This window comes from Holophaga foetida DSM 6591 (genome assembly GCF_000242615.2).
GTDB classification, from domain to species: Bacteria; Acidobacteriota; Holophagae; order Holophagales; family Holophagaceae; genus Holophaga; species Holophaga foetida.
In genome coordinates, this window is the sequence record NZ_KI912268.1 from 336,299 (window position 1) to 359,588 (window position 23,290).

Here is a 23,290-nt window from a genome sequence, read left to right on the forward strand (position 1 = left end):
TAATGATCACCCCGAAACATTTCAGCTTTAAGCCGCTTCTCCGGTCAAACAATCTTCATTATCATGTAATTCTATGCCAATGACGTCACCTCGTTGGGTTTCGAATGTGTGAATGTCCAAGCTTTCTGCTATGGATTTCTGAACATATTTTTATATTCAATAAATCTAAATGGACAAGCTTTGAATAGGGGGCGTCAGGCTGGGTGTCGCGACATCTATCCGCCGAACAGTTTGCACCACTTTCCCCGGTGAAGCGGCAAGGAAATGTCATGGCTGATCAGGAATTCCCCGCGTTGCACCCAGCTGGGTTGGGCCACCCACGATAGCTGCTCGCTCTGTTTCTCTTTTCTCAATGCGAAGGAGACCACCATGGTTGTGTATGGCGGCACAGGCTACTTGGCCGAGGGTGCCCTGGCGGTATTTGAAGCACTCTGCCGGGAAATGAAATCCCGGGGAATTGAACAAGCCATACAGCTTGACCTCTGTCCCGCCCGCGGTCTGGATCCGGTCGCCAGTGAAAAGGGACTGGTTGTTTCCGTCGAATCGAACGGCATCTACTATCCTGATGTAAGACTTGATATGATTAAATTAGTGCTGAATCATCAGTGGGCTTTCACCCAAGGATGAGCCGCGGCATATGCGGACCGTGGAGGTCCCGCCCGCAGAACACCGGCCGAGTTCCATCCCTGTGCCGTTCGCCCCTTCCCAAGGCCATGGCCCTCCAGGGAAACCGCGTTTACCAAATGGCCAAGCCGTTGGGGCGCTCTGGTGGAGCGCCCCGGACGATCAAGGTGGGTCAGAGACTACTGGATGAACTTGTAATTCGCGTTGCGGCCCTTGCCTTCAACGGATAGGTCGGCGAAGGGGTTGTACTGGGTGTTGGTCACGACCTTGAAGAGTTGGTGGATGGGGGCCAGGAAGTTGCCCCAGTTGCCGATCTCCTCAATGCAGTGGGCGGACCAGACCATGCCCTCCTCGGGAGTCTCCTTCTTGCGGGTGCCGATGGCGGAGGACTTGCCGACCACGCCGTAGTCGGTCTTCTCCCACTGGTGGATGCGGTAGCCCATGGGGTTCCCGGCGGCCAGGGCCTCTTCGCCCAGTCCCAATCCGGCCACGATGACGACGTGCTCGTAGCAGATGTAGTCGCGGACCTCGGCGGGGACATCCTCAAGCTTCTCGAAGCGGATGTAGAGGTTCTGGCGGGTACCGTCGTTCCAGGTCTGGGGGGCGATGTGGACCGATCCGATGGGATTGCCGTGCCGGACGGGAACGGCCCACACCAGGGGTTCGTGCTGGGCGGGGTGCCACAGGAGGAAGCTCTTCTCCATGTTGGACCAGAACCAGTCGATCATGTGGGGGGTGATGCCCTCGTGCTTCCAGTCGATGTGGGTGCCCATGGCATCCTGGGTGATGTTGGCTTCCATTTCATTTCTCCTTTTTGGTTTTTTTGCTGATCGTCGCCATATGGGTTCTCAGCTTGTTTGATCTGTGCTTGACCGATTCCAGTGGTGAGGGTCCCACCCACCCACCACCCAATCGCTCTGATGCTAGAAGAAGAAGTTCATGCAGAGCTTCGCGGTCTTCTGGTGGCCATCGGCGCCGTTGGTGGCTTTGCTGGAACCTGCCCACACCATGAAGTTGACGTTCTTCTGGAGGGTATAGGACGCGAAGAGCTGGGGGCCTTCGATGCCATTGAAGGTGCGATTGGCCATGTTGATGCCGGTGATCCACCAGTCATTGCAGGGGCCGACGGAGGAATTGGCCTCCTCTTTGACGTATCGCATGGACAGGTGCCAGGCACCGGCGTGCTTGAAGTCGGGATGGCCGATATCGAAACCGCCCATGTACATCTTGTTCTGGGTGTCCGCATTGGACTGCTCGTAGGTGGCCCAGAGACGCACCCCAGGAATGACGGTGGTGTCGGCCCCGACCTCCCAGAGGTTGAAGCTGGTGCTGTCCGTGGGGCCAGTGTGGATGACCGTGTTGTCAGCCAGGGTGATGGTGGGTGAGACTCCGCCCGGCGTGGAGATGCGGTGGTAGGCCGCCTTGACGTTCAGTTTGGGGAGAAGGGCAGCACCCGCTTCCAGGGCGGTGTAGTGGTTATCACCCCCGTTGAAGGTGATGGTGGCAGCCTGGCCCGCAACCACGCCTTCTGTGCTCCAGGAGCCCAGGGAAACCAGGTTGGGGTTCAGGGGGGCGCCGGTCCAGTTCTGGCGAAGGTAGCCGTAGGAAAGCTTTGCGTAGTATTCCTTCCCGACGGCCACCTGGACACCACTCATGGCGCGGTCGGCCATGTTCAGCACGGCGCCGTAGCAGGGGACGTAATCCCACTTGCCAGCGGTGAGGGTGACCGGACCGTAGGTGCCCTGGGCATACATCTGGTCCAGCATCTGGTTGCCGGCAGCGGTGCCCTCATCCTTGGGGCTGGTGCCGTAGCCGCCACTCCTGAAGCTCCGGACAGCCTCTTCCTCCAGGACGACCTTCCAGTTCTCATTCACCTTGTAGGTCAGGAAGAGATCCAATCCCACTTCAGGTACGTGGCCGGAATCGCCGAAGAACGTATCCGTGCCCTTGAATGAGCCCGTGCTGTTCCACATCTGGTCGGAAACATGGAGCAGGCCGAAGTAGTGGAGGCGGCCGGACTGGTCTTCCAGGGCTTTCAGCCGGGAATCGACATCGGCGGGGGTGGAAGGGCTTTGGGCGAAGACCGAGAGGCTTGCGCTGGCGAGCAGGCCCAGGGAGAGGGCGGTCAGAAAATGCTTCTTCATGCGGACATCCTTTTCAAGGAGGGTTGGGAAGGCAGAACTAGTTGCGCTCGGCAGTGAGGCTGAGCTTGACGTCGCGGTTGAGGACCTGGGAGAGGATCAGGCCGAGGATGGCCACGGCGGCGAAGAGGCGAATGGTCAGGACGTAGGTTCCGGTGGCGTGCAGGCAGATGGCGCTGGAGATGATGCCCATGCCTCCCCCGAAGGCCCCGATGCCCAGCCAGATGCCCACCACTTTGCCTACGATCTTCTCGGGGTAGGTCTGGGCCACGAATACCGCAGCGGCCGGGTTCAGGAAGGCGACCGTCACTCCGGCAAGTCCCAGGATGGGGATCAGGAGGAAGCTGTTGTAGACCGAGGGGAAGAGGATGCTGTAGACCGAGACGGCTGTGACAAGGAAGCCCAGGAGCAGCACCGGCTTGGGATTGCCCTTGAAGATCTTGTCGAGGACAAAGCCACCGATGAGGCCACCCAGGATGGTGCCCACCTGGACCGCCAGCATGAGCTGACCCGCCTTCATCCGTCCGAAACCGACGCCAATGGGGGCATTCAGGGCAAAGTACTGGGGAGTCAGGTCATTGAGGGCGTTGAGGAGCCACGAAATGAAGATGCACATGATGATCCCGATGTACGTGGTCGGGTTGTGCAACGCGCTCTTCATGGTCTGCCAGCCGGAGGCCTCTTGACCATGGGCGGCAGTGGTGTGAACAGGCTCGTTCTTCTTGTAGTTGGCTGAGATATAGAGAGCGAAGAGGAGGATGAGGATTTCCACCAGGCCCATCCACATCATGGTGGAGCGCCAGTTGCCCACCTTCTGGTAGACCATGGGGGCGCCCACGATGCCCACCATCATGCCCGCGTTGAGCATGGTCATGCCCATCCCGACGACCCGGCCCTTCTCTTCAGGTGCGAACCAATGAGCGGCTACCAGGGGGATCAGGGCGAAGACGCAACCGGCGCCGAAGCCCTGGAAAATCCGCAGGACGACAACGGCCCCGAAGATATGGCCCAGGATCGGGAATAGAAGGTTGGGGATGATGCCCGCCAGCGAGGCGATGATCATGGTCTTGGTGACCCCGAGGCGATCCGCCAGGATGCCCCCGACCACGATCGAGATCGCCACCACGAACAGGAAGATTCCCAGGAAACTGCCCTGGGCCAGGGGAATGCCGATCCCGAGGTCATGGGCGACATCACCGAGGATGGGAGCGAAGGCCAAGGTATTGCCGCCGTTAGCCCCTGCGACGAGGCCAACCGCCAAAAGGACAAGCCATTTAAAGAAATTATTTTTCATGTATTTCTCCAGACAGAGAAAGGACAGGGTGCCGTGAGTCAAACCGGCTCCTCAATGCATGTTAAAAAAATGGCAATACTTCACTAGCCCAATAATCAAGGGCCTCTTGGGGTCATTTTGTAAGTCCTTTTGCGTGAGGTTTGTGGTGGGGTGATCCTGGTATGTTTTAATTATCTTTTGAATCAATCAGAAATGGTCTGACTTAATGATAATCCACTTGTCATAGCGTTCAAGCTGTCAGGGCGCTTGTGGGCGAGGTCACAGTGTCTGAATGCTCGCTTATGCAACGAAGATTCACTTGCTATAATTATAGATATTATTTGTTTTGAAATCGGCAAGTGCCGTGTGGGCATGTTTGGAGATGGCGCCTGAAATTTATTTTCAAGCCGTCTATCGAGACTTGTCCGGGCTCATATATTGATGAATGAAGCGTTTAAAGAATAAATTATAAAAACCAAACAACAATCATGGGCCGAGACCTGCAAGATCTGAATGGCTCCTAGCATTGGTTGGCATGAAAAACAGGCAAGGTGTCGAACCTGAGGGAATCGGATTGATCAAATACTATCATTCAGTGCACTTAATGGTCGAACAAGTGCCTTGTGTTGACGGGCTCAACCCCAATATCCGGTGGCGCATCTGATGTTGGTGATATGATTGCAATGTTTAATAAATAGGTATAAATCATGCCAATGTTGGGAAAATATTGAAATGATCATATTTGTGGGGCAAATCAGGGGTAATTGCTGATTCTTGGTTCATGTGGGGCCTGCCGCGCTAGGCGTATGAGTCATTCGACCGGAATGTTCCACCCGGCTCGGTTCAGCTGTGTGCACGCCCCTCGCAGGGGTGATACCGACTACCGATCCGCGCGGATGCGCCTGAGGAGCTGTTGGGCGTCGGGGTTGCCGGGATCCCGCTTCACCGCTTCCTTCACCAGGCCTTCGGCCTTAAGGCGTTGCGTGTTGCTGGGGGAAGCCTGGGCAGCGAGGCGGCAATGGTCTGCTTCCGCGAGCAGGCGCCGGGCAGTCCGGGTCCTCTGCTCCCTCTGGAGGATGCCGAGGACGGCCTCCGCCTGGGCCAGGTCCTCATCGGGTCGCTGCTTCTGGAGCATCCGTTGTTTGGCGGCCATGTTGTCGGCGATGAGGAGATCCAGCAGGGTATTGATGTCGTTGTGGGCCACCTTGAGGACGGACTGGAAGGACAGGTGTGCCTTCTGGATCTCCGGCAAAGGGTCCTGGCCCCGGCTGGCCAGCCATCTGGCACGAATGAGGCGGCAAAGCCCCTCTTTCTCATAGGCCTGGAAGTAGGTCGGGTCCTGGGCGATGGACTGGGCGAAGAGGGCCTGGGCCTTCTGGAGCATGGGACCTGGATCCTGACCTCGCCTCATCTGGCTGTCGGCAATGGCGGAACAGCACCACCCGACCTGGGTGACCATGAAGGAAAGGTGGGGATAGCGGCGGACAGCCTCATCCAGACGTGGCAGGTAGCCTCGCCACAGGGTGTCGTCGTAGGTGCCGCTGCGATGCTGCCATTCCAGCTTTCCGGCCAGCACGGCCCCGACGATGGAATGGACCTCGGGAAGCCAGGGGTTGCGCTCCAGGTATCGTCTTGCGCAGTCCAGGGCTTGATCGAAACAGGCTGTTGGGTCCTGATCCAGCTCCCGCTGGCAGAAGGCCATGATGGTTGTGCCTGATGTCTTGACTAACATGGCGTCGAGACTGGCGGGATCCTTTGCAAGAATGGACTCCGCCAACTGGACGCCCTTCTCGGCCATCCGGTACCGGAAGGTCACGTCGTTCTGGGCTCCCCGTCTGGCGATTTCCACGTAGGCGCTGGCCTGCCGGGCCAGTGCCGCAGGGTCTCCCGGGATGATCCTGAGCCACTGGTCGCAAACGGCCAACTGGGCCTGGAAAGGGGCTTGGGTATCCATGCCGTGGTCCCGTCGCCAATCCAGTTCCTGCCACCATCGCCGGGACATCATTTCCAGCAGATGGGGGTCGCAGGGTGCGACCTGCAAGCACTCCTCCAGGCATTTCGAGGCTTGGCTGTGCTCTTTGAGGAACGCCTGGGAGTCGTTGAGCGTGTTGGCCTTTACGAGATGGATTTCGGCCTGCAGAGCCAGGGCTTCGTAGAGCCAGGGGGACTCTCTGTGGGCCCGCTTTGCCATCTCCAGGGCGTGATCGTATCTCATCTCGAAATAGGCCAGCTCTGCCTCCATGTAGGCGGGAGGCTCCAGGCCGGCTTCGCGTCCTTCGCGGAGGTAGTGGATGACTTGGGATTTGAGGACACGATCCAACTCTGCGACACGGAGGCGCACCGAGGTCTGGTCGGCCATGTGCCACGCCGCTTCCAGTTCCCGCTGATAGATGAAGCCCAGGGTCCTGCCCAGGGCATAAGCCACATCGGGGGTTCTCAGCCCCTGGTTCCAGGCTTTCTCAAGGGAAGCTCTGGCCAAGTCGAAGTCCCGGTTGGTCAGGTAGGCCCGTCCCAGGGCGTAGAGAGCAGCCGCTTGCACGTCCCCTTCCAGGGAGAGAGCCCGCTTGCGCTGGGCTTCCACCCGCTCTTGGACGAGGGTGAGCTCGCCGCGGATATCGTGGGCGGGCATGAGGTAGATGTAGCGCACCAGGGCCTCCAGGCGCTCTGCCTCCTGTCCGTACTGCTGGGCCCATCGCACTTGGCGTGCCGCCTTGAATCGTGCGAACAGGATGCCGCTGCCTGAAAGGGTGATCGCCACCAGGGCTGTGGCGGCCAGGGCGATCATCGGCTTGTTGCGTCTTGCGAAACGCAAGGTGCGATAGGACAAGGTCTGGGGGCGGGCCAAGATGGGTTCCCCCGCCAGGAAGCGCTTCAGGTCCTCCGCCAACTCCCGGGCGGATTCGTAGCGTCGCGAGGGCTCCTTCTCCATGCATTTCGTGACGATGGTTTCCAGGTCCTTCGGTAGATCGGGGCACAGGCTTCGGAGGCGGAGGGGTTCCTCTTCCAAGGTCTTCTGGATGCACACGGCCCCATCCACATCCGCAAAGGGAGCTTGGCCGCCCAGCATGTCGTAGAGGGTGGCGCCCAGAGCGTAGACATCGGTCCGGCAGCTCAGGCGGCTGTTTTCCCCCCGAGCCTGTTCGGGGGCCATGTAGTGGGTGGTGCCCAGGACCAGGCCGCTGACGGAGAAACCGCTGGGGCTGGATCCCCGGGCCAGGCCGAAGTCCAGGACGTAGGGCTTCAGCTGACCCTGCTCATCCTTTTCCACCAGGATGTTGGCAGGCTTGATATCGCGATGGATCAGACCCAGGCGGTGGGCAGCGTGGATGGCCTCGGCGACTGTGGCCATGAGCTTCGCTCGCTGGACGACGGAAAGTTCAGGGGAAAGGTCCTCCAGGTTGGAACCCTCGATGAACTGCATGGCGATGAACGAGTGCCCCTCGCATTCGCCCACTTCATACACGCGGCAGATGTTGGCGTGGTCGATGGCGGCCTGGTGCTGGGCTTCCAGGAGGAAGCGGATCAGCAGTTCCGGCGAATCTCCCCGCAGGACCTTCAGGGCGACGTTCCGCTGGAGGCTTGGATCGTAGGCCTTGAAGATGCGGCCCATGCCGCCTTCGCCGATGAACTCCAGGTTCCGGTAGTGTCCCCAGGTCCGGAGTCGGGTTGCGGTATAGATCGCCGGCATGGGCGGAGGGGCCTGCTTGGGGGGGCGAGGACTATCGAGAACGGAGAGTGGTAGATCGGCTTTCAGGTCGGAGAGTTGCGATTCCGTCAGGATTCCCTTTTCGAGGAGAGTCCGGATGAGCATGGACGAATCCTGGTCACAGGGACCTTTCGCTTGGGCTCGATGGAGGTCCTCCAGGGGTAGAAGCCCTTTTTGGACAGCCAGATGCAGCAATCGCGTGGCAGAGGGGGTGGTCAATCGCTTTCCGGTGAGATGTGTGATGTAGATGGTAGCATCGGGGAAAGTTGTTGCTGCAATTATATGATTCAAACATTCACAAAAAGGCGTTCAGCAGCTTGTGATGTCTGCTCGGCGAGCTTGAGGACGCCGACGCCTTTGATCCTCGCCGCCGTCTCCAGCACCAGAGCCAGGTACCTGGGCTCGTTGAGGCCCTCCGGGGGCCAGTCCGGCAGGTGCCGGGGCGGGATGTCCGGGGAGTCGGTTTCGAGGAGGAGTCGATCCTCCCGCACCGCCAGGAGGGCCTTGGGTGTCCGCTTGTTGGCGGGGTTGGCCAGGGAGCACCCGAATGCCAGGAAAAGCCCGAGGTCCTGGAGCTGCCGGGCCACTTCAGGGGACCCGGAAAAGGCATGGACCACTGCACCCCGTCTGGGGAGCCCTTCCTCCCGGCAGATCTGAAGGAGGCTCTCCCAGGCCTGGCGGCAGTGGATGGAGAGGGGGCGATCCAGATCCCGGGCCAGCCGCACCTGGGCGGCAAAGGCCTGTTCCTGCCTTGGCCTGTCTGGGTTTTCGATGGCGAAATCGAGGCCGCATTCGCCGATACCCAAGGGCTGCTTCCGGGTCAGTTCGCCCAGCCGGTCGAGCCATCCCGGCCGGGCTTCGCCCACGAACCAGGGGTGGAGGCCCAGCATGGGGACAATGCAGTCGTGGCCTTCTGCCAGTTCCAGAACCCTGGACCAGTCCTCCTCCCGGGTGCCGCAGCAGACCATCCGGGCGACCCCAGCCTGCAGTGCCCGCTGGATCACGCCCCCGACATCCGCGCCGTAGCGTTCATCCTGCAGGTGGCAATGGGAATCCCAGAGTTCCATGCAGGCATTGCACCATCGGACGGCTATCGAACCAAGGGGATTGCAGGGCCAGGGACGGGAAAATCGAAGCGTTGCTGACGGACCTCACGGTGAAAATGCACTTTTCTGCACTCCGGCGACGGGACTGCGCTGGGGCGGTTTTCCTGGGCAGCGCCATCGGTCAAGATTTGGCCATGATCACGCCCCTGCTTGAAGCCGTGAAGGATATCGGCCTCCAGCGTGGAGCTTTTCTTCGGGTCATCCAGATTTGTGGCGGGATGATCGATGCTCAGTATGCGGTGGAGACCGATGATGGCGTGGTCATCGAGGTTCCTGGAGCGGATCGCGTCCTGGTGCACCTGTTTAAACTGGTTTAGATGTTGTTTTGAATCGATTAATTTTTTATTCAAAAAGGGATTGTTATGGGGATTTTTTCGATTCAAATCGTGGCAGATACGCTGGGCAAGCTCCTGGGGAAAGTGCTCGTTCCCCATCCAGGACCCGAACTGTCTTTTCCGGAAATTCCCGGGCGAAGGATGCCTTTGACCATTCCCACCCGGCATGGCCCCCTCGCCTGCCAGGCCTATCTGCCGCCGGAGTCCTCTGAAGGAAAACCGGGGGTCTACTTGAATCTTCACGGTGGCGGCTTTGTGGCGGCGGGTCCGGAGCAGGATGACGCATGGTGTCGCTTCCTGGCCCACCATGCCGGCGTGGTGGTGATCAACGCCGATTATGCGGTTGCGCCCAAGCATCGGTTCCCGGTTGCTTTGGAGCAGGCCCATGATGCGGCGGTCTGGGTGGCCGCCGACAACCCTCTGTGGGACGGCAAGAGATTGTGTATCGGGGGCCAAAGTGCCGGAGGCTCCCTGTCGGCTGGTGTGTGTCGCCTGATTCTTGAACAGGGAGGTCCCAGGATCGCGCTCCAGGTACTGGTCTACCCACCCCTGGACTGCGTCACCGATGCGGGGCTGAAGCACACGGATTACAAAAAGGCCCTTATCACGCCCTTCCTTAGTGAAGTGTTCAACGCCTGCTATATCCCAGATCCTGCAAAACGCACGACACGACTGGTTTCTCCTGCCTGGGGGACCAACGACCAGGGCATTGAAGGCATCGCCCCCGCCGTGGTCCTCACCTGCGAGTACGACCGGCTCCACGATGAAGGCGTGCGGTACGCAAAATCGCTGGAAAAAGCCGGGGCGCTGGTGGACCACTACGACGTACCCGGAGTGGACCACTGCTTCAACCTCATCAGCGGTACCCGGGAGATTGCGGAGAAGGCCTACCGGCGAATGGCCGACCATGTGAAGAACGCCGTGGCCAAGTAGTCCTCCCCAGCCTGAACTCTACCGGGGTCGCAGAGCCAACCTCAGGGTCTCGGAAGGCAGTTCCTGGAAGCGGTCCTGGTAGGCCCTGGCAAAGTCGCCCTGATTCAGAAAACCATGGGCCATGGCCACTCCACAGACGGTGGTCCGATTCGACGTTGGTGTTGATAGGGCCATCCGGGCCGCCTCCAATCGCCGTTCCTTCAGCCAGCGCATCGGCCCCATGCCGTGATGCTCTTTGAAGGTGGCGAACAAGGTCCGTTTGGAGACGCCGCAATGGCGTGAAACATCCTCAATCTCGAGAGGCTCGTGCAGGTGCGCCTTCAGGAAGGCCTCAGCCCGGTGAAGGTAGCCAGGGGCCCATCTGGGGTCGGCATTGACGAGGCTGGAGGCCAGGCAATGGGGGTGCAGGGTGAGCAGGGCCGTGGCCATTCCTTGGGCCAGACATTGCTCGCCGAAAGTCCGGGCCTGGCTTCCGGGAGGCAGCTGGGCAGCCCTGACGCCTTGCTGCAGAAGGCCCAGGCAGCTCCACCAGGCCGGACTGCCTGTCTGGATGGGCCCTTCGAAGATGATGGGTTCCTTCGGTGCCCTGCCTGTCATCGCAGTCCAGGTGCGCTCAATGCAGTTCCGGGAGATGGTGATCAGCAGCTGATCAAAGTCCTTATGGGCCTCCAGGAAGAAGGATTGCGAGGGATTGCCAATCCCAGAGCTGCCCCGGACAGAGTAGTTCTCCAAGCCATCCTGGCAGACCCGCGCTTTGCCTCCCGTGGGGAGGCTGATCAGGTAGTAACCCGGCAATCGGCCCGGATCCAGGGTGATGTGGGCCTGCCAGCGAAGGCGATTGAAGGAGATCTCCCCCAGGGAAATGCGATCCAGCGTCACATGCAGGGAAGGAGCCGGGCCTATGGTGCGGAGCTGATGATGGCCCAACACTGAACCCGTGAGGGCCTGAGCCTCTTCCACATCCCGGGTGTCCACAAGGCGGTGTTCAGACCCGAATACCCCACCCAGATGATCCTGGTCGAACCGGGGCATCGCGGGGAGGGAAGAGGGCGACATGGGATGATTCTCCGTCTTCGTCCCATTCTACTTTGTGTTCCCGCTGCGACAGCTTGGCCATTTCCGGTGGATTCAGCATGCTTGACGGATGCCCTGCCGGCTTTCGTTTACAATGGTGTTCCGAAGGGAAATACATGCTCCGTCCTGAACAACTTGAAGACCAAGTCCATTTCATCCTCTCCACCCTCGTCCTGCGAGACCTCCGGGATCCCGACCTCGGTTTCCTGACTCTGACGGCTGTGCGCCTGACGGCCGATCGTGGTGTGGCTAAGGTCTACTACACCGTGCTGGGGGATGAGGATCAGATCAAGCGCACCGGCAAGGCCCTGGGCCGGGCCAACGGCTTCCTGCGGACCCAGTTGGCCCAGCGTCTGCGTCTCAAGAAGGCCCCGGAGCTCCGCTTCTTCCTGGACACCACCATCGAAGAGGGCAACAAGATGGAGGCCATCTTCGCCAAGATCAAGGAAGAGGAGGCTCAGCGGCCTGCGGACGATACGGTGGAGCCCGAGTCTTGAAGCCCGGCGTCTATCTCGTCCACAAGGACGTGGGCGGTTCCAGTTTCGATGCGGTGAGGACCTTCAAACGCGAGGCCTATGAGGCCGGGCTGAAGAAATACCCCCTGGGGCACGGAGGCACCCTGGATCCCTTCGCGGACGGGCTCCTGCTGGTGCTGGCGGGGCAGGCCACGCGCCTGATGGAGCTCATGCACCCCCTCCCCAAGACCTACGAGGCCGAGCTGGTCTGGGGCGAGGAAACGGATACCTGCGACCATCTTGGCCTCCCGGTGTCCCAGGGGGACGCCGGGTACCTCACCCCTGAAAAGCTGGAGGCCGCTCTGGGCGCCTTTCTGGGCTGGCGGGATCAGGTGCCTCCGGCCACCTGCGCCAAAAAGATTGATGGCGAGTCGGCCTACAAGAAGGCCCACCGGGGCGAGGAAGTGGTACTGCCCCCCAGCCGGGTCTTCCTGCACAGCGCCCAGTGGCTCTCCCATGACCTTCCCCGGAGTTCGCGGCTGCGTATCACCTGCCGGGGGGGCTTCTATGTCCGGAGCCTGGCCCGGGACTTGGGACGCCTCCTGGGTTGCGGTGCCCACCTGTGCGCCCTCCGTCGCACCGCCATCGGCCCCTGGGAGGACCCTGGTTCGGGCCAGCGCATCCACCTCCAGGGCGAGGCCCTTATCCCCTGGTGCCCCGCCCGCCGCATCGATGATGCCGAACTGGACCACCTCCTGCACGGTCGGCCCATCCCCATGGGTGCGATCGAAGCCTCCAGCTGGACGCTGCCGGAGGGCTTCCCCGATCCCGGCGCCCCCATCCGGGCCCTCCACGGTGATCGCCTCGTGGCCCTGCTGCAGGAGAGGGACGGTAAGTTCTGGACCACGGCCAACCTGAGGGGCGGGATCTAGGGCTTGGGCATCTCGAAGCGGGCGGGATCGATCTCCGGGTTGAACTCGATGGATTCCACGAGGGTGGTGTAGGTCTGGTTGGCTAGGGTCTTCGCCCTCGTCCTGTGGGGCACCTTGATGCCATCGATCTCCCGGTAGTCCTCCAGCCAGCAGTCGTATTCGTCGATCTTCTTCCGGTTCTGGAAGACAGTGTTGAGCATCCTCCGGACCAGATGGGTCTCGGCGTCGATCCAGATGAGGATGTCCTGGGTGTTGGGGGGCGTCTCACGCTTCAGCCTCAGCTTGAGCATGTCGCGGCCCTCAAGGGCCTCCCGCCCCACCAGCACCAGGGAGTCCCCGCGCTCCCGGTACCTGGCCAGGGAGCCCTCCCACTGCTCGCTGCGGGCCGCCAGAAGCACCTTTTCCCGCCCGGTCGTCTGGGGGGGATTCTTCCCGAACTGGAACCATCCCCGGTCCTCCCGGTAGACCGCCACGGAGGAGCTCATGCCGCTGTTCTCCGTTCGGTAGGAGCCGTCCTTGCCGATCTCGTGTAGGATTCGGAGAGGCTGGGAACCGGTGCCTTCCGTGCGGGTCACGCAGCGGAAGGAGTGCACCGTGTTGAGGGCGGCCGCCCCGCCCAGGGCCTGGAGGTGGCGGGCCACGATCCGGTCCACTTCGGGGAGGGTTTCCGTGTTCGCGGGTTCCACCAGGGGGCTGCGCCAGACAGCGGGCTTCGTCGGGAAGGCCGGTTCCTTGGGCAGGATGGGGGCTTCCGGCTGAGGGCGTGTCTCCGGCGGGGCATCGCTGGGCAGGAAGTAGAAATCGCCGGTGAGGCTGGAGCTGTCCCAGGGGACCTGCTGATCCTTCGAATCCTGCTTGACGCCCACGCGGACCCTCTTGAACACCTGCTCCACGCTCAGGCCGGGCTGACGCAGGGCCTTCAGCAGGTGCTGGGTGTAGAGTCCATTCTCTCCGGTGCCGTCTGCGGCGGTGCTCCCGGGAGCCGTGGCGTAGGCGATGAAGCTGCCCGCGGGGGCGTCCATCTGGGTCAGACCCCGGTTGCCGCTCCGGAAACTGCGGATGAAGGGGTTGTTCCGGCAGGCATCCAGCACGAGCAGGTTCAGGCGGTTCTTGGCGGACTCCATCTTGTTGAGCACGGTCTGGACGCTGAGGGCCTGGACCTCCACCTCATCCTCGGCCGTGATATCCGTGCCCACGGGGATCAGGTAGTTAGTGCCCTTCACGGCCATGCCGTGGCCAGCGTAATAGAAGAGCCCCACGCCTCCGCCCTGGAGCTTCACCCCGAACTCCCGCACCGCCTGGAACATGCGGGTTCGATTGGCGTTGAGCACCAAGTCTACCTGGAAGCCACATTCCCGTAAGGACCGGGCCATGGCCCGAGCATCGTTCACAGGGTTCTTGAGGGGGGCGTCCTTGTACGTCCCGTTTCCGATGACCAGGGCGATGCGGGATTCGGAGGCACTGGAGGCAGGTTCCAAGACAATGCCGCGGCTGGGAGGCTTGGCGGCAAAGGCTGGGGACAGGGTAAGAAGCAGGAGATAGGCCGTGATTCTCAGCATGGACGAAATACCCTCGTCTCGGATGGGTTACCTTCGGTTCCAGTGCAGCTTCTGTTGGAGAAGCTTGAAGAAGGGCAGGTCCGGGTTCTGGAGCAGGGTCACGGAACGGGGGGCTTTCCGGAGAATCACCCGATCGCCCGGGAGCATGGGGTACTCCAGCTGGCCGTCCAGGGTCAGGTGGGCCTCGTCGGTCTGCTCCAGGGTGATGCAGATGGAAACGCTTCCCGGAACCACCGTTGGCCGAAGGGTGAGGCTGTGGGGGCAGATGGGGGAGATGACCCAGGCGTCCAGGGTCGGATGGAGGATGGGACCCCCGGCCGAAAGGGAGTAGCCGGTGGAACCGGTGGGGGAGGACACGATCAGGCCGTCGGCCTTGATGATGGCCGCGGGGAAGCCGTCGATGTGCAGGCCGAACTCCAGGATTCTGGCCAGGGTGCCCTTGCTCAGCACCGCATCGTTTAGGACGGATTGCTGGACCAGGACTTCCTCGCCCCGCCTCAGTTCGGCGTGGAGCATGGAGCGCTCTTCCGGGATCAGTTCTCCCGCAAAGTAGGCCTGGACGATGTGGCGGGCGTCGGAGGCGGGATGGGCTGTGAGGAATCCCAGGGAACCCAGATTGACTCCCAGGAGGGGGACCCCGTTGTGTCCCATGGTCCGCGCAGCGGAAAGCAGGGTCCCGTCCCCGCCCAGCACCAGGCAGAGATCTGCAAGGGGCAGGGCCTCGGAAAGGATCTCCTCTCCATGGAGCTCGTCCGGGGGAAGCCCCGCGCTTTCCCAGGCCGGGAGAAGCGAGGGCTGGGCCCGGATGACCCACCCCTTCTCCAGGAAGAGGGGGACCACCGCCCGGAGGGTGCCGGGGAGCCATTCGGATTTCAGCTTGGCCACGATGGCCAGTATCGGTGCGCGCATAAGCTTGGAAGCCTGTCTAGGTGAGCTCCTAGGGTAACCTGAGAGGATGACGAAGCGATCCTCCATTCGCCCCAAGACCTCCTCGCGCCTCAGCCCCCTCATGCGCCGCGTCATCTGGTGCGTGCTGGGCCTGGGGGCCGCATGCCTCGTTGTCCTGGCCGTGGCCTGGTCCTGGATGAGCCGGGATGCCGATGCCTATCTGGAGCACTTCGCCCTGCGGGTGCCCAAGACCATCACCAAGGTTCTGGACCGCAACGGGGACACCATCGGGATCTTCGCGGAGGAGAACCGTGTCGTGATCCCCTTTGGGGACATCCCCAAGGCCTTCGTGGGGGCGGTGATCGCCACAGAGGACGCCGACTTCATGAACCACAAAGGGGTTTCGGCCAAGGGCTTCGTCCGGGCCTTCTTCAATTTCGCCACCAGCTTCGGCCGCCGCCAGGAAGGGGCGTCCACCCTCACCATGCAGCTGGTCCGCACGGTCACCGCCAAGCGCGAGAAGCGCCTGGACCGCAAGCTCAAGGAGGTCATCCTGGCTTTGAAGCTGGAAAAGGCCTACACCAAGAAGCAGATCTTCGAGCAGTACGCGAACGAGGTCTACTTCGGAGGCGGTCGCTACGGCATTGAGGCGGCGGCCCAGTTCTACTTCGGCAAGAGCGCTGCCCAGCTCAATGTGGAAGAGTGTGCTCTCCTGGCAGGGCTGGTGCAGAGTCCCAACTACTACAACCCCTACAATGCCGACCCCCGGGCCCGGGTCGCGGCCAAGGCCCGTCGGGACCACGTACTCCGTCGGATGGCGGACGAAGGCTACCTGAAGCAGGCGGATGCCAAGCTCCTGGTGGAGCATCCCATCCGTCTGGCCCGGGAACATGCCACCGAAGAGGCCATTGCTCCCTACCCTGTGGAGGAGATCCGGAAATACCTTTACGAGAAATACGGGAAGGACAAGGTGTTGGGTGGCGGACTTGAAGTCCACACCACCATCGATTCCGTGTGGCAGCAGGCGGCCAATGAGGCTGTGCGCAAGGGGCTCAAGGCTGTGGACCGCCGTCGGGGCTTTCGCAAGGAGAGTGTGGAGTTCGTCGCGAGCCCTGAGAGCGTCCAGCTTCCCGGATGGAACCGCTTCCTGGAGGTGGGGGATTCGGTGCGAGGCGTGATCCTGGGGTGGCGGGGAGGATCCGCCCAGGTGCGGATCGGGAAGACGACCTTGGACGTGCCGACCTCGGCTTTCGCCTGGGCTGGGCAGGGGGTTGCCGGGAGCCTTGTCCGGGGGGCGGCGCCCCTCTTCATGGTGAAGGCTACCTCCAGCGGTGTTCCCACGCAGGTGGAACTGGATCAGGAGCCCTCCGTGGAGGGGGCGCTCCTGGCGGTGGACCACCGGACCGGCGAGATCCGCGCCATGGTGGGCGGCTACGACTTCAACCGGAGCAAGTTCAACCGCAGCTGGCAGGCCGAGCGGCAGGTGGGATCCACCATGAAGGCCTTCGTCTACGGCGCGGCCTTCGGCCGGGGCATGACTCCCGCCACCATGGTGGACGATGTGCCCACCCGCTTCACCTTCGGCAGGGATCTCTACCAACCCAAGAACTACGAGCACAACTACTGGGGACCTATTCCCGTGTGGGAGGCCCTCCGGGACTCCCGGAACATCCCGGCCGTTCGCACTCTGGAGGCCGCTGGCATCGGCAATGTCATCGATTTCGCCCGGAAGGCCGGTGTCCAGGGGCGCATGCCCTCCGTGCCCAGCCTTGCCCTCGGCAGCGCCGACCTGACCCTGAAGGACATGGTGCGGGGCTACGCCACGATTGCCAATGGAGGGGTCCAGTCGCCCTCGCCCTTCCTGATCAAGAAGATCGTGGACCGCACTGGCAAGGTGCTGGAGGAGCATGAAGGGGTGCAGGGAGAGGTGGCCCTGGATCCCATGAGCGATTTTCAGCTCATCCAGTGTCTTCAGGGCGTGGCCCAGTCCGGCACCGGTGCCCGTTCCAATGAGCTGGGCTGGCCGGTGGCGGGGAAGACCGGCACTACGGATGACAACACCGACGGCTGGTTCCTGGGCTTCTCCACCCGTGTCACCTGCGGTGTCTGGGTGGGCCTGGACGCCAAGAAGACCATCTTCCGTGGGGCCGATGGTGCCAAGGTGGCCCTTCCCATCTGGGTGGACTTCATGAAGACGGCCCTCCAGACCACCCCCCGGGAGGAGTTCAAGGCTCCCGAGGGCATGGAGTGGGTCAAGATCGACCGGGTCACTGGGCTGAGGGCCGGCGGGGGCTCGGATCGCACGCTGTCCCTAGCCTTCAAGCCCGGCACAGCCCCCTCGGCGGAATCAGATGCCGCAGCGGTTCTCCGAGTCCAGGAGGCCAAGTCCCAGGCCAATTCCGGGGGCGCCGAGGATCGCCCCTGGGGAACCAATCAACTCCCTGATCCGCCCCCACCCCCCACGCCCGGGGTGAACTGGACCAACGTCGAGGACCCGAATAAGTAAGCATTTCACCCGGAGGGCGCGGAGGAGATGCTTCCCCGCTGCTGTTTTTTATCCTGTTGCTCGGCTGCCTTTACATCTCCACCTCTTTCACCCGGAGCTCGTCACATGAAAAGAATCTCAGTTTCCCTGGGCCTACTGCTCGCACTGGCTGCACCCCTTTCCGCTCAAGGGGCCCGCATGATCCGGAGGGGTGAAGTCTTTCGATGGACCGCCAATAGCGGCCATAAAGGCATGATGAAAATCATCTCAGTGGATGGACCGCTCTTTGAGATGGAACAGACCAATGAGATGAACCGATCCGCCGGGGCCGTCCGGTTATACGGAGCGGTGATCAATAACGGAAGAAGGGTCGTGCTGTTGAACGTTGGCCAGTGGAAGGAAGTCTGGGATGGTGCCCTTAGGGATGACGAGATCACCGGGGATCTCACGACGGCCTCCGCCAGCTTCACCTTCAAGATCGCCCCTGCGGCCATGGACCGCCAAGGGAGGGAAGAGACCGCCCCATTCATTACAGGCAGAACCTTTCGATGGGAAACCGGCGCAGCGGGGGGCCAGAATGGAACCCTGTACGTGACCCATACCAAGGGCAATTCCTTCTACCTGGAACAGAAGAACGACAGGAACCAGGCCGCCGGGATCATCAAGCTGGAAGGCGAGGTGAAGGGTGATCAGATCTATATCTACAACCGTAAATGGCGCGAAACCTGGATTGGAGTGTCCAGGCGTGGAAGGGTGACTGGGAAGATCAACAATCAGACGGAATTCAGGATCTTCGAATAGTTCTTTAATTGCGCTTGACTGTTCTTCTGCTTTTATCCTACCCATTCTGCATATCCTGTTGAAAAGCTTTGAACAGGATATGCAGAATGGCCAGGATAAAATAATTAGAATATATGACTGTTGGTGAAGGCTGCTGATACGCATTCGGAAAACAATAAAATCCACCACCAAGCAACCCCACGCGGCGGGGTTGCTTGGTGGTGGAAGTGGCTTCTAGATCTTCACGATTGATGGCAAACGGGTATCAGTTGTAGCGTCCGTATTTGTCCACGGCCTCGAACATGGCCTTCACGTTCTCGTGCTTGGCGTTCATGGGCATGGTGCAGGCGGGGCGGAGGATGAAGCCGGTGCCGTCCTTGCCGACGGTGGTGATGAGCTTCCTGCAGTATTCGTCCACTTCCGTGGGGCTTCCGAGGGCCAGCATGGAGGAGGGGATGTCGCCGGAAATGGCGGCGTGGCCCTTCAGGATCTCATGGGCCTTGAAGATGTCCGTTTCGCCATCCAATTCCACGGCGAACTTCCCCTTGGGGAGCTGGAGGAAATTCTCGAGGTTGGGACCCCAGTCCGTGTCCATGTGGAAGATGGGAACGACTCCCTGGGCGATGAGCTTTTCGGCCATGTCCTTGATGAAGGGCCAGGAGAACTTTTCGAAGTTCTTGGGGCTCAGGAAGGTGGAGCTGGTGCGGGTGCAGGGGACGAAGGCGCGGCGGATGCCGTTGCCTTTGATCGATTTCATGGCCAGCTTGAAGAAGTCCTCGTTGAAGCGCCAGAGGATCTCCACCAGCTCGTCCTTCATCTGGAACATGTCCTTGACGTAGTTCCCCATGCCCCGGGTGAGCGAGAAGAGTTCGTTGCCTGTGGGGGCCCCTGCGCCGTAGAGGAAGCTCTGGCCGCGCTTGAGCGTCGACTTGATCTCCTTCTTCTGGTAGATGTCCGACTTGATGAAGCCCCAGATGAGGTAGGGGGTGCTGGTCTTGTGGATGTTCTTGAGGAGCTTCAGGTAGAAGGGCTGGAGGCCCTTAGCCTTCACAATCCGGAGCTCCTCCCGGGAGACGACCTCCAGCTCCAGGGTCTGGTACATGTCGTTGTCCGGCAACTCGGTGCCCGGGAACTTGTAGTGGTTGAACCCGACGTGACGCATCAGGTTGGCATCGCCGTACATGTAGTGCATTGCCGCATTGCAGTCCCACTGGGGGTAGGCGGCGGCCAGCTTGTCGTAGGCGGCCATGGCGGACTTCCAGTTCCACATGAACTCCTTGTTCGTGATCCCGGCGAACTGGGCCGCGTATGAGGTGATCCAGGGGGCGCAGACGATGCGGTCCACGGGCTGGAGGGCGAGGGCAGCCTGGATCCGCTGCTCTGGGGTCATGGTGCGGGTCATAAAGACCTCCATATGTCAGATGATTGGTATGGAGGTTATTCTACTATGTGAAGATATGATTTGCGTTGATGTAATTATTGCATGGGGCCATGGAGGGATTCGATACCCTCAGGGCACTATCCCGAATTCCCGCAGCAGAAGGGGCAGGGAGGGGTTGGCATTGTCCCCGCGCCAGGTCAGGACTAGGTCCACGGCCAGGTCCTCGTCCTCCAGGTCCCGGGCCAGGAGCTTGAAGTTGGAGTAGTAGAGGGCGGACTGGCGGGTGAGGAAGCCCACCCCCAGCCCCGACTCGATGAGAAAGAGCATGGTCTCGAAGCTGGAGGTGCGGCGCACCACGTTGGGGGAAAAGCCCCGCTTCAGGAAGCGTTCGAGGATCCAGGTAGCGCCCGTGGAGCCCGAATCCGGCGCGCTCATGGTGACCATGGGGACGTCCCGGAGATCGGCGATGCAGAGGTGTTCCCGGGTGGCCAGGGGGTGGTCAGGGGGCATGACCACGGCCACGTTCTCACCGCAGAGGCGCAGCTGCCGCAGGCCTTCGAAGGGCTCCAGGCCGAAGGAGAAGGTGACGCCGACATCCAGGGAGCCGTCCCGCAGCCCATCGTTCAGGCCCTGCATGGAGGGTTGGGTGAGGGACAGGCTGATGTTGGGGTGGGTCAGGGGGAAGCGTTTCACCACATCCCCCAGGACCCGCTCCATGGAGCTGAGGAAGCCGATGGCCAGGGTCCCCGCGGCGCCCGACTTGGCCATCCAGGCCTTGTTGATGGCCTCGTTGAGGTCTTCCAGGATCCGGCCAACCTCCTGGGCGAAGATGGTGCCGGAGGCCGTCAGGCTCACCCCCTGCTTGTCCCGGTGGAAGAGCTTCATATCCAGCTGCCGCTCCAGTTCCGCGATCTGGTAGCTCACCGTGGACTGGTTCACCGCCAGGTGCTTGGCCGCATCCGAGAAGTTCAGGTATCTGGCCACCAGGGTGAAGCAGTGCAGCTGCTTGATGTCCACAGGTCTACTCCACGAAGTCGAGGTCCCGCCCATGGGTTTCCTCCAGGCCCCAGAGGGAGAAGCCCGCCAGGGCGAAGCAGGCCAGGCCCACCACCCAGGCCGCCGAGACGAAACCCAGGCGCTCCTTGAAGGTCATGAATCCCAGGGTGATGAGAGGCACGGCGCCCCGGACGAAATTGGGCACGGTGGTGGCCACGGTGGAACGGAGGTTGGTGCCGAACTGCTCGGCGGCGATGGTGACGAAGACTGCCCAGTAGCCGCAGGCCAGGCCGAGGTACAGGGCCAGGAGGTAGAAGAGGAAGGGGGTGAGGCCCCGGGTGAGGAGGTAGACGGCCACCCCCAGCACGGTTCCGGCGATGAAGAGGCCCACCACCTTCTTGCGGGTGCCCCAGATCTGGCTGAGCACCCCGCTGAAGACGCTGCCCAGGGTGATGCCGGTGTAGCAGCAGGCGACCGCTGTTCCCGCCACGATGGGGCCTGTGACCCCCAGCTTCGGCGCGAACTCCGGTCCCAGGGTGATCAGGATGGCCACCACGAACCAGGTGGGCAGACCGATGAGGATGCAGCGGACATAGCGCCCCAGACGATTGAGATTCGTGAAGAGGGCGAAGAAGTTCCCCCGGGAGACGCCCTCGTGTCCCAGGTTCTTGAAGATGGCGCTCTCGCGGATGCTCACCCGCATGCAGAGCAGGACCAGTCCCAGGATGCCCCCCACCAGGTAGCCTGCACGCCAGGGCAGGTACTTGCCTACCAGGCTGGCGGCCACGGTGCCGAAGATCCCCACTGCCGCCACGATGGTGGTGCCGTAGCCCCGCAGGTCCTTGGGAAGAATCTCGCTCACCAGAGTGACGGCGGCCCCCAGTTCCCCCGCCAGCCCGAAGCCCGCCAGGAAGCGCCACAGGGTATAGGTTTCCATGCTGTGGACGAAGGCGTTGGCGATATTGGCGATGGAGTAGAGGGCGATGCTGCCGAAGAGCGTGGAAAGGCGGCCCTTCTTGTCTCCGAGCACCCCCCAGAAGATGCCTCCCAGGAGCATGCCGATCATCTGAGCGTTGAGGAGATGGGCGTAGGGGGCGATCTGGGCGCTTCCGGTGAAGCCCATGTCCCGCAGGCTGGGCTGCCGGAGGATCGGGAAGAGCAGGAGGTCGAACATGTCCACGAAGTAGCCCAGGGCGGCCACGAGGACAGTCAGGTTGAAGATGGCTTTGATTCTGGATTCGGACATGCATCCATGTTAAACGCCTGGGCCCCCGTTTTGGGGGCCCGGGCGTTCAAGATTCAACTGCGTCTCATGGATAGAAACGCACCAGGGCGAGCTTGTTGGCCGAGCTGATCGTGGTGTAGCCGACGGCTACGATCTTGTCGTCGCTCTGCTGGGCCATGGCCTGGATGACATTGGCACTGCTGTCTGAAATCGATCCCGTGAGCAGTCCGCTGGTGCCGAAGGTCGAGTCCAGCGTTCCCGAGGTGTCGTAGCGGGCGAAGCCGAAGTAGCTGCCCGCTGTGCCGCCCGCCAGGAGCATGCCGTCGCTCTGGAGAACCAGGCTGTTGACGCCGTCGCCGGTGCTGGTGGAGAAGTCGGTCGTGACCACGCCTCCCGTTCCGAAGCTGGTGTCGAGGGCGCCTGCGGTGGTGTAGCGGACCAGGGCGAAGCGATAGGAGGTGCCGACGAACGCCCCGCCGCCCGCCACGATCTTGCCATCGCTCTGGATGACGACACTGGTGGCGTGGTCATCGGAGGTGCTGATGGACTCGGTGACCATGCCATCGCTGCTGAAGCCGGTGTCCAGGCTGCCGACACTGGTGTATCTGGCCAATGCAAAATTGCTGTTGTAGGAGCCCGCGGCCACGATCTGGGTGCCGCTGAAGGCCAGGGCGTAGACCTGGCTGTCGGCGCTTCCGAAGGAGGTCTCGCGGATGCCGCTGGAGCCGAAGTCGGTGTCCAGGGTGCCTTCGCTATCGAATCGGGCCAGGGTGAAGACCATAGCGCTGGAGGGCACGGCGTAGCCGCCCACGATGATGTTGTCACTGCTGTCGATGAGGAGGGCCCGGGCCCTGGAGGCTGTTCCGATGGTCTGGGTGACCTTGCCCGAGCTTCCGAAGCTTGTGTCCAGGTCTCCGACGTCAGTGAACCGCGCCAGGGCGACCTGAGGCTGCCCGGAGCTGATGCAATAGCCTGCCAGGACGATCTTTCCATCGCTCTGCAGGCCGATGGCGAGGGCCTCAGCATTCACGCTGCCGAAGGAGGCTGTATTGATGCCATCGCCGCTGAATGTGGTATCCAGGCTCCCGGAAGTCGTGTAGCGGGCCACTGCGAAGTTCTTGTATGTGCCGTTGTAGGAATACCCGGCGACCACGATCTTTCCGTCGTCCTGGATGACCATCGCCTAGGCGGCGTCGTTGGTGCCTCCGATGGACGTCGTGACCATGCCGCTGCTGCCGAAGGTCGAGTCCAGGGTTCCGCCCCCGTCTGTGCTCACCGTCTGGCTTGTGCCTGCACCGCCGCAGGCCAGGCTGAGGAGCAGGACCAGGCCGCCCATGGAAAGGAGATTGCGCCGCGTCCAGAACAAAGGGTCCTCCAGTAGATGGATCGATGATCGT

The 23,290-nt window shown here is 61.7% G+C and carries 20 protein-coding genes; 6 read left to right on the forward strand and 14 right to left on the reverse strand.

The features are described from left to right. The first annotated feature begins 369 nt into the window (after positions 1-369). Complete coding sequence (locus HOLFODRAFT_RS0201505; RefSeq protein ID WP_005037147.1) at positions 370-627, forward strand: hypothetical protein; 258 nt, start codon at positions 370-372, stop codon at positions 625-627. A gap of 176 nt (positions 628-803) precedes the next feature. On the opposite strand, the gene HOLFODRAFT_RS0201510 is transcribed toward HOLFODRAFT_RS0201505, so the two are convergent. The 6 genes from HOLFODRAFT_RS0201510 to HOLFODRAFT_RS24960 all read right to left on the reverse strand — a co-directional run bounded on the left by HOLFODRAFT_RS0201510 (position 804) and on the right by HOLFODRAFT_RS24960 (position 9,284). After that, the gene (locus HOLFODRAFT_RS0201510) at positions 804-1,424 is read right to left on the reverse strand and encodes a hypothetical protein (RefSeq protein ID WP_005037145.1); all 621 of its coding nucleotides are present in this window, start codon (positions 1,422-1,424) and stop codon (positions 804-806) included. Between the two features lie 123 nt (positions 1,425-1,547). After that, a complete protein-coding gene (locus HOLFODRAFT_RS0201515; RefSeq protein WP_005037143.1) occupies positions 1,548-2,768 on the reverse strand; it encodes a hypothetical protein in 1,221 nt (406 codons plus the stop codon). Between the two features lie 37 nt (positions 2,769-2,805). After that, positions 2,806-4,059, reverse strand: coding sequence for an MFS transporter (locus tag HOLFODRAFT_RS0201520; protein ID WP_026938932.1), 1,254 nt, complete (start codon positions 4,057-4,059; stop codon positions 2,806-2,808). Between the two features lie 859 nt (positions 4,060-4,918). After that, positions 4,919-7,849 (reverse strand): protein kinase domain-containing protein, encoded by a 2,931-nt coding sequence (locus HOLFODRAFT_RS22405; RefSeq protein ID WP_005037139.1) that lies wholly within the window; start codon positions 7,847-7,849, stop codon positions 4,919-4,921. A gap of 182 nt (positions 7,850-8,031) precedes the next feature. After that, positions 8,032-8,811 (reverse strand): TatD family hydrolase, encoded by a 780-nt coding sequence (locus HOLFODRAFT_RS0201530; RefSeq protein WP_005037137.1) that lies wholly within the window; start codon positions 8,809-8,811, stop codon positions 8,032-8,034. 23 nt (positions 8,812-8,834) lie between these two features. Continuing rightward, the gene (locus tag HOLFODRAFT_RS24960) at positions 8,835-9,284 is read right to left on the reverse strand and encodes a hypothetical protein (RefSeq protein ID WP_169732718.1); all 450 of its coding nucleotides are present in this window, start codon (positions 9,282-9,284) and stop codon (positions 8,835-8,837) included. Positions 9,285-9,326: 42 nt separating this feature from the next. On the opposite strand from HOLFODRAFT_RS24960, the gene HOLFODRAFT_RS0201540 reads away from it, so the two are divergent. Next, the gene (locus HOLFODRAFT_RS0201540; RefSeq protein WP_211237920.1) at positions 9,327-10,118 is read left to right on the forward strand and encodes an alpha/beta hydrolase; all 792 of its coding nucleotides are present in this window, start codon (positions 9,327-9,329) and stop codon (positions 10,116-10,118) included. 18 nt (positions 10,119-10,136) lie between these two features. Here the strand turns inward: HOLFODRAFT_RS0201540 and HOLFODRAFT_RS0201545 are convergent, their stop codons facing one another. After that, complete coding sequence (locus HOLFODRAFT_RS0201545) at positions 10,137-11,174, reverse strand: AraC family transcriptional regulator (RefSeq protein ID WP_005037130.1); 1,038 nt, start codon at positions 11,172-11,174, stop codon at positions 10,137-10,139. Between the two features lie 134 nt (positions 11,175-11,308). Here HOLFODRAFT_RS0201545 and rbfA point away from each other — a divergent pair, with 134 nt between their 5' ends. Both rbfA and truB read left to right on the forward strand, forming a co-directional pair. Continuing rightward, positions 11,309-11,689 carry a 30S ribosome-binding factor RbfA gene (gene rbfA, locus HOLFODRAFT_RS0201550; protein WP_005037129.1) on the forward strand — a complete coding sequence of 127 codons (381 nt, stop codon included), beginning with the start codon at positions 11,309-11,311 and terminating at the stop codon, positions 11,687-11,689. Further along, positions 11,686-12,579, forward strand: a complete 894-nt coding sequence (truB, locus tag HOLFODRAFT_RS0201555; RefSeq protein ID WP_005037127.1) for a tRNA pseudouridine(55) synthase TruB — start codon at positions 11,686-11,688, stop codon at positions 12,577-12,579. Before rbfA ends, truB begins: the two co-directional genes overlap by 4 nt. Here truB and HOLFODRAFT_RS24215 read toward each other — a convergent pair. After that, positions 12,576-14,138 (reverse strand): caspase family protein, encoded by a 1,563-nt coding sequence (locus HOLFODRAFT_RS24215; protein WP_005037125.1) that lies wholly within the window; start codon positions 14,136-14,138, stop codon positions 12,576-12,578. The two genes, truB and HOLFODRAFT_RS24215, sit on opposite strands and share 4 nt — an antisense overlap. A 27-nt stretch (positions 14,139-14,165) precedes the next feature. Further along, positions 14,166-15,047 (reverse strand): NAD(+)/NADH kinase, encoded by an 882-nt coding sequence (locus tag HOLFODRAFT_RS18760; RefSeq protein WP_005037123.1) that lies wholly within the window; start codon positions 15,045-15,047, stop codon positions 14,166-14,168. Positions 15,048-15,093: 46 nt separating this feature from the next. Between HOLFODRAFT_RS18760 and HOLFODRAFT_RS0201570 the strand changes: the two genes are divergently transcribed. Both HOLFODRAFT_RS0201570 and HOLFODRAFT_RS0201575 read left to right on the forward strand, forming a co-directional pair. Next, entirely contained in the window at positions 15,094-17,532 is a 2,439-nt protein-coding gene (locus tag HOLFODRAFT_RS0201570; protein WP_005037120.1) for a penicillin-binding protein 1A, read from the forward strand. A 270-nt stretch (positions 17,533-17,802) separates the two neighbouring features. Continuing rightward, on the forward strand, positions 17,803-18,312 hold the full coding sequence (locus HOLFODRAFT_RS0201575) for a hypothetical protein (RefSeq protein WP_148300318.1): 510 nt from the start codon (positions 17,803-17,805) through the stop codon (positions 18,310-18,312). 244 nt (positions 18,313-18,556) lie between these two features. On the opposite strand, the gene HOLFODRAFT_RS0201580 is transcribed toward HOLFODRAFT_RS0201575, so the two are convergent. The 5 genes from HOLFODRAFT_RS0201580 to HOLFODRAFT_RS0201600 all read right to left on the reverse strand — a co-directional run bounded on the left by HOLFODRAFT_RS0201580 (position 18,557) and on the right by HOLFODRAFT_RS0201600 (position 23,259). Further along, entirely contained in the window at positions 18,557-19,693 is a 1,137-nt protein-coding gene (locus HOLFODRAFT_RS0201580) for a uroporphyrinogen decarboxylase family protein (RefSeq protein ID WP_005037116.1), read from the reverse strand. Positions 19,694-19,801: 108 nt separating this feature from the next. Next, positions 19,802-20,689: a LysR family transcriptional regulator gene (locus HOLFODRAFT_RS0201585; RefSeq protein WP_026938936.1), complete on the reverse strand. Its 888-nt coding sequence runs from the start codon at positions 20,687-20,689 to the stop codon at positions 19,802-19,804. 4 nt (positions 20,690-20,693) lie between these two features. Beyond that, positions 20,694-21,914: an MFS transporter gene (locus HOLFODRAFT_RS0201590; protein WP_005037111.1), complete on the reverse strand. Its 1,221-nt coding sequence runs from the start codon at positions 21,912-21,914 to the stop codon at positions 20,694-20,696. A gap of 64 nt (positions 21,915-21,978) precedes the next feature. Then, positions 21,979-23,073: an NHL repeat-containing protein gene (locus HOLFODRAFT_RS0201595; protein WP_005037109.1), complete on the reverse strand. Its 1,095-nt coding sequence runs from the start codon at positions 23,071-23,073 to the stop codon at positions 21,979-21,981. A gap of 3 nt (positions 23,074-23,076) precedes the next feature. Beyond that, positions 23,077-23,259, reverse strand: a complete 183-nt coding sequence (locus tag HOLFODRAFT_RS0201600) for a hypothetical protein (protein ID WP_005037108.1) — start codon at positions 23,257-23,259, stop codon at positions 23,077-23,079. Between the last annotated feature and the right edge of the window lie 31 nt (positions 23,260-23,290).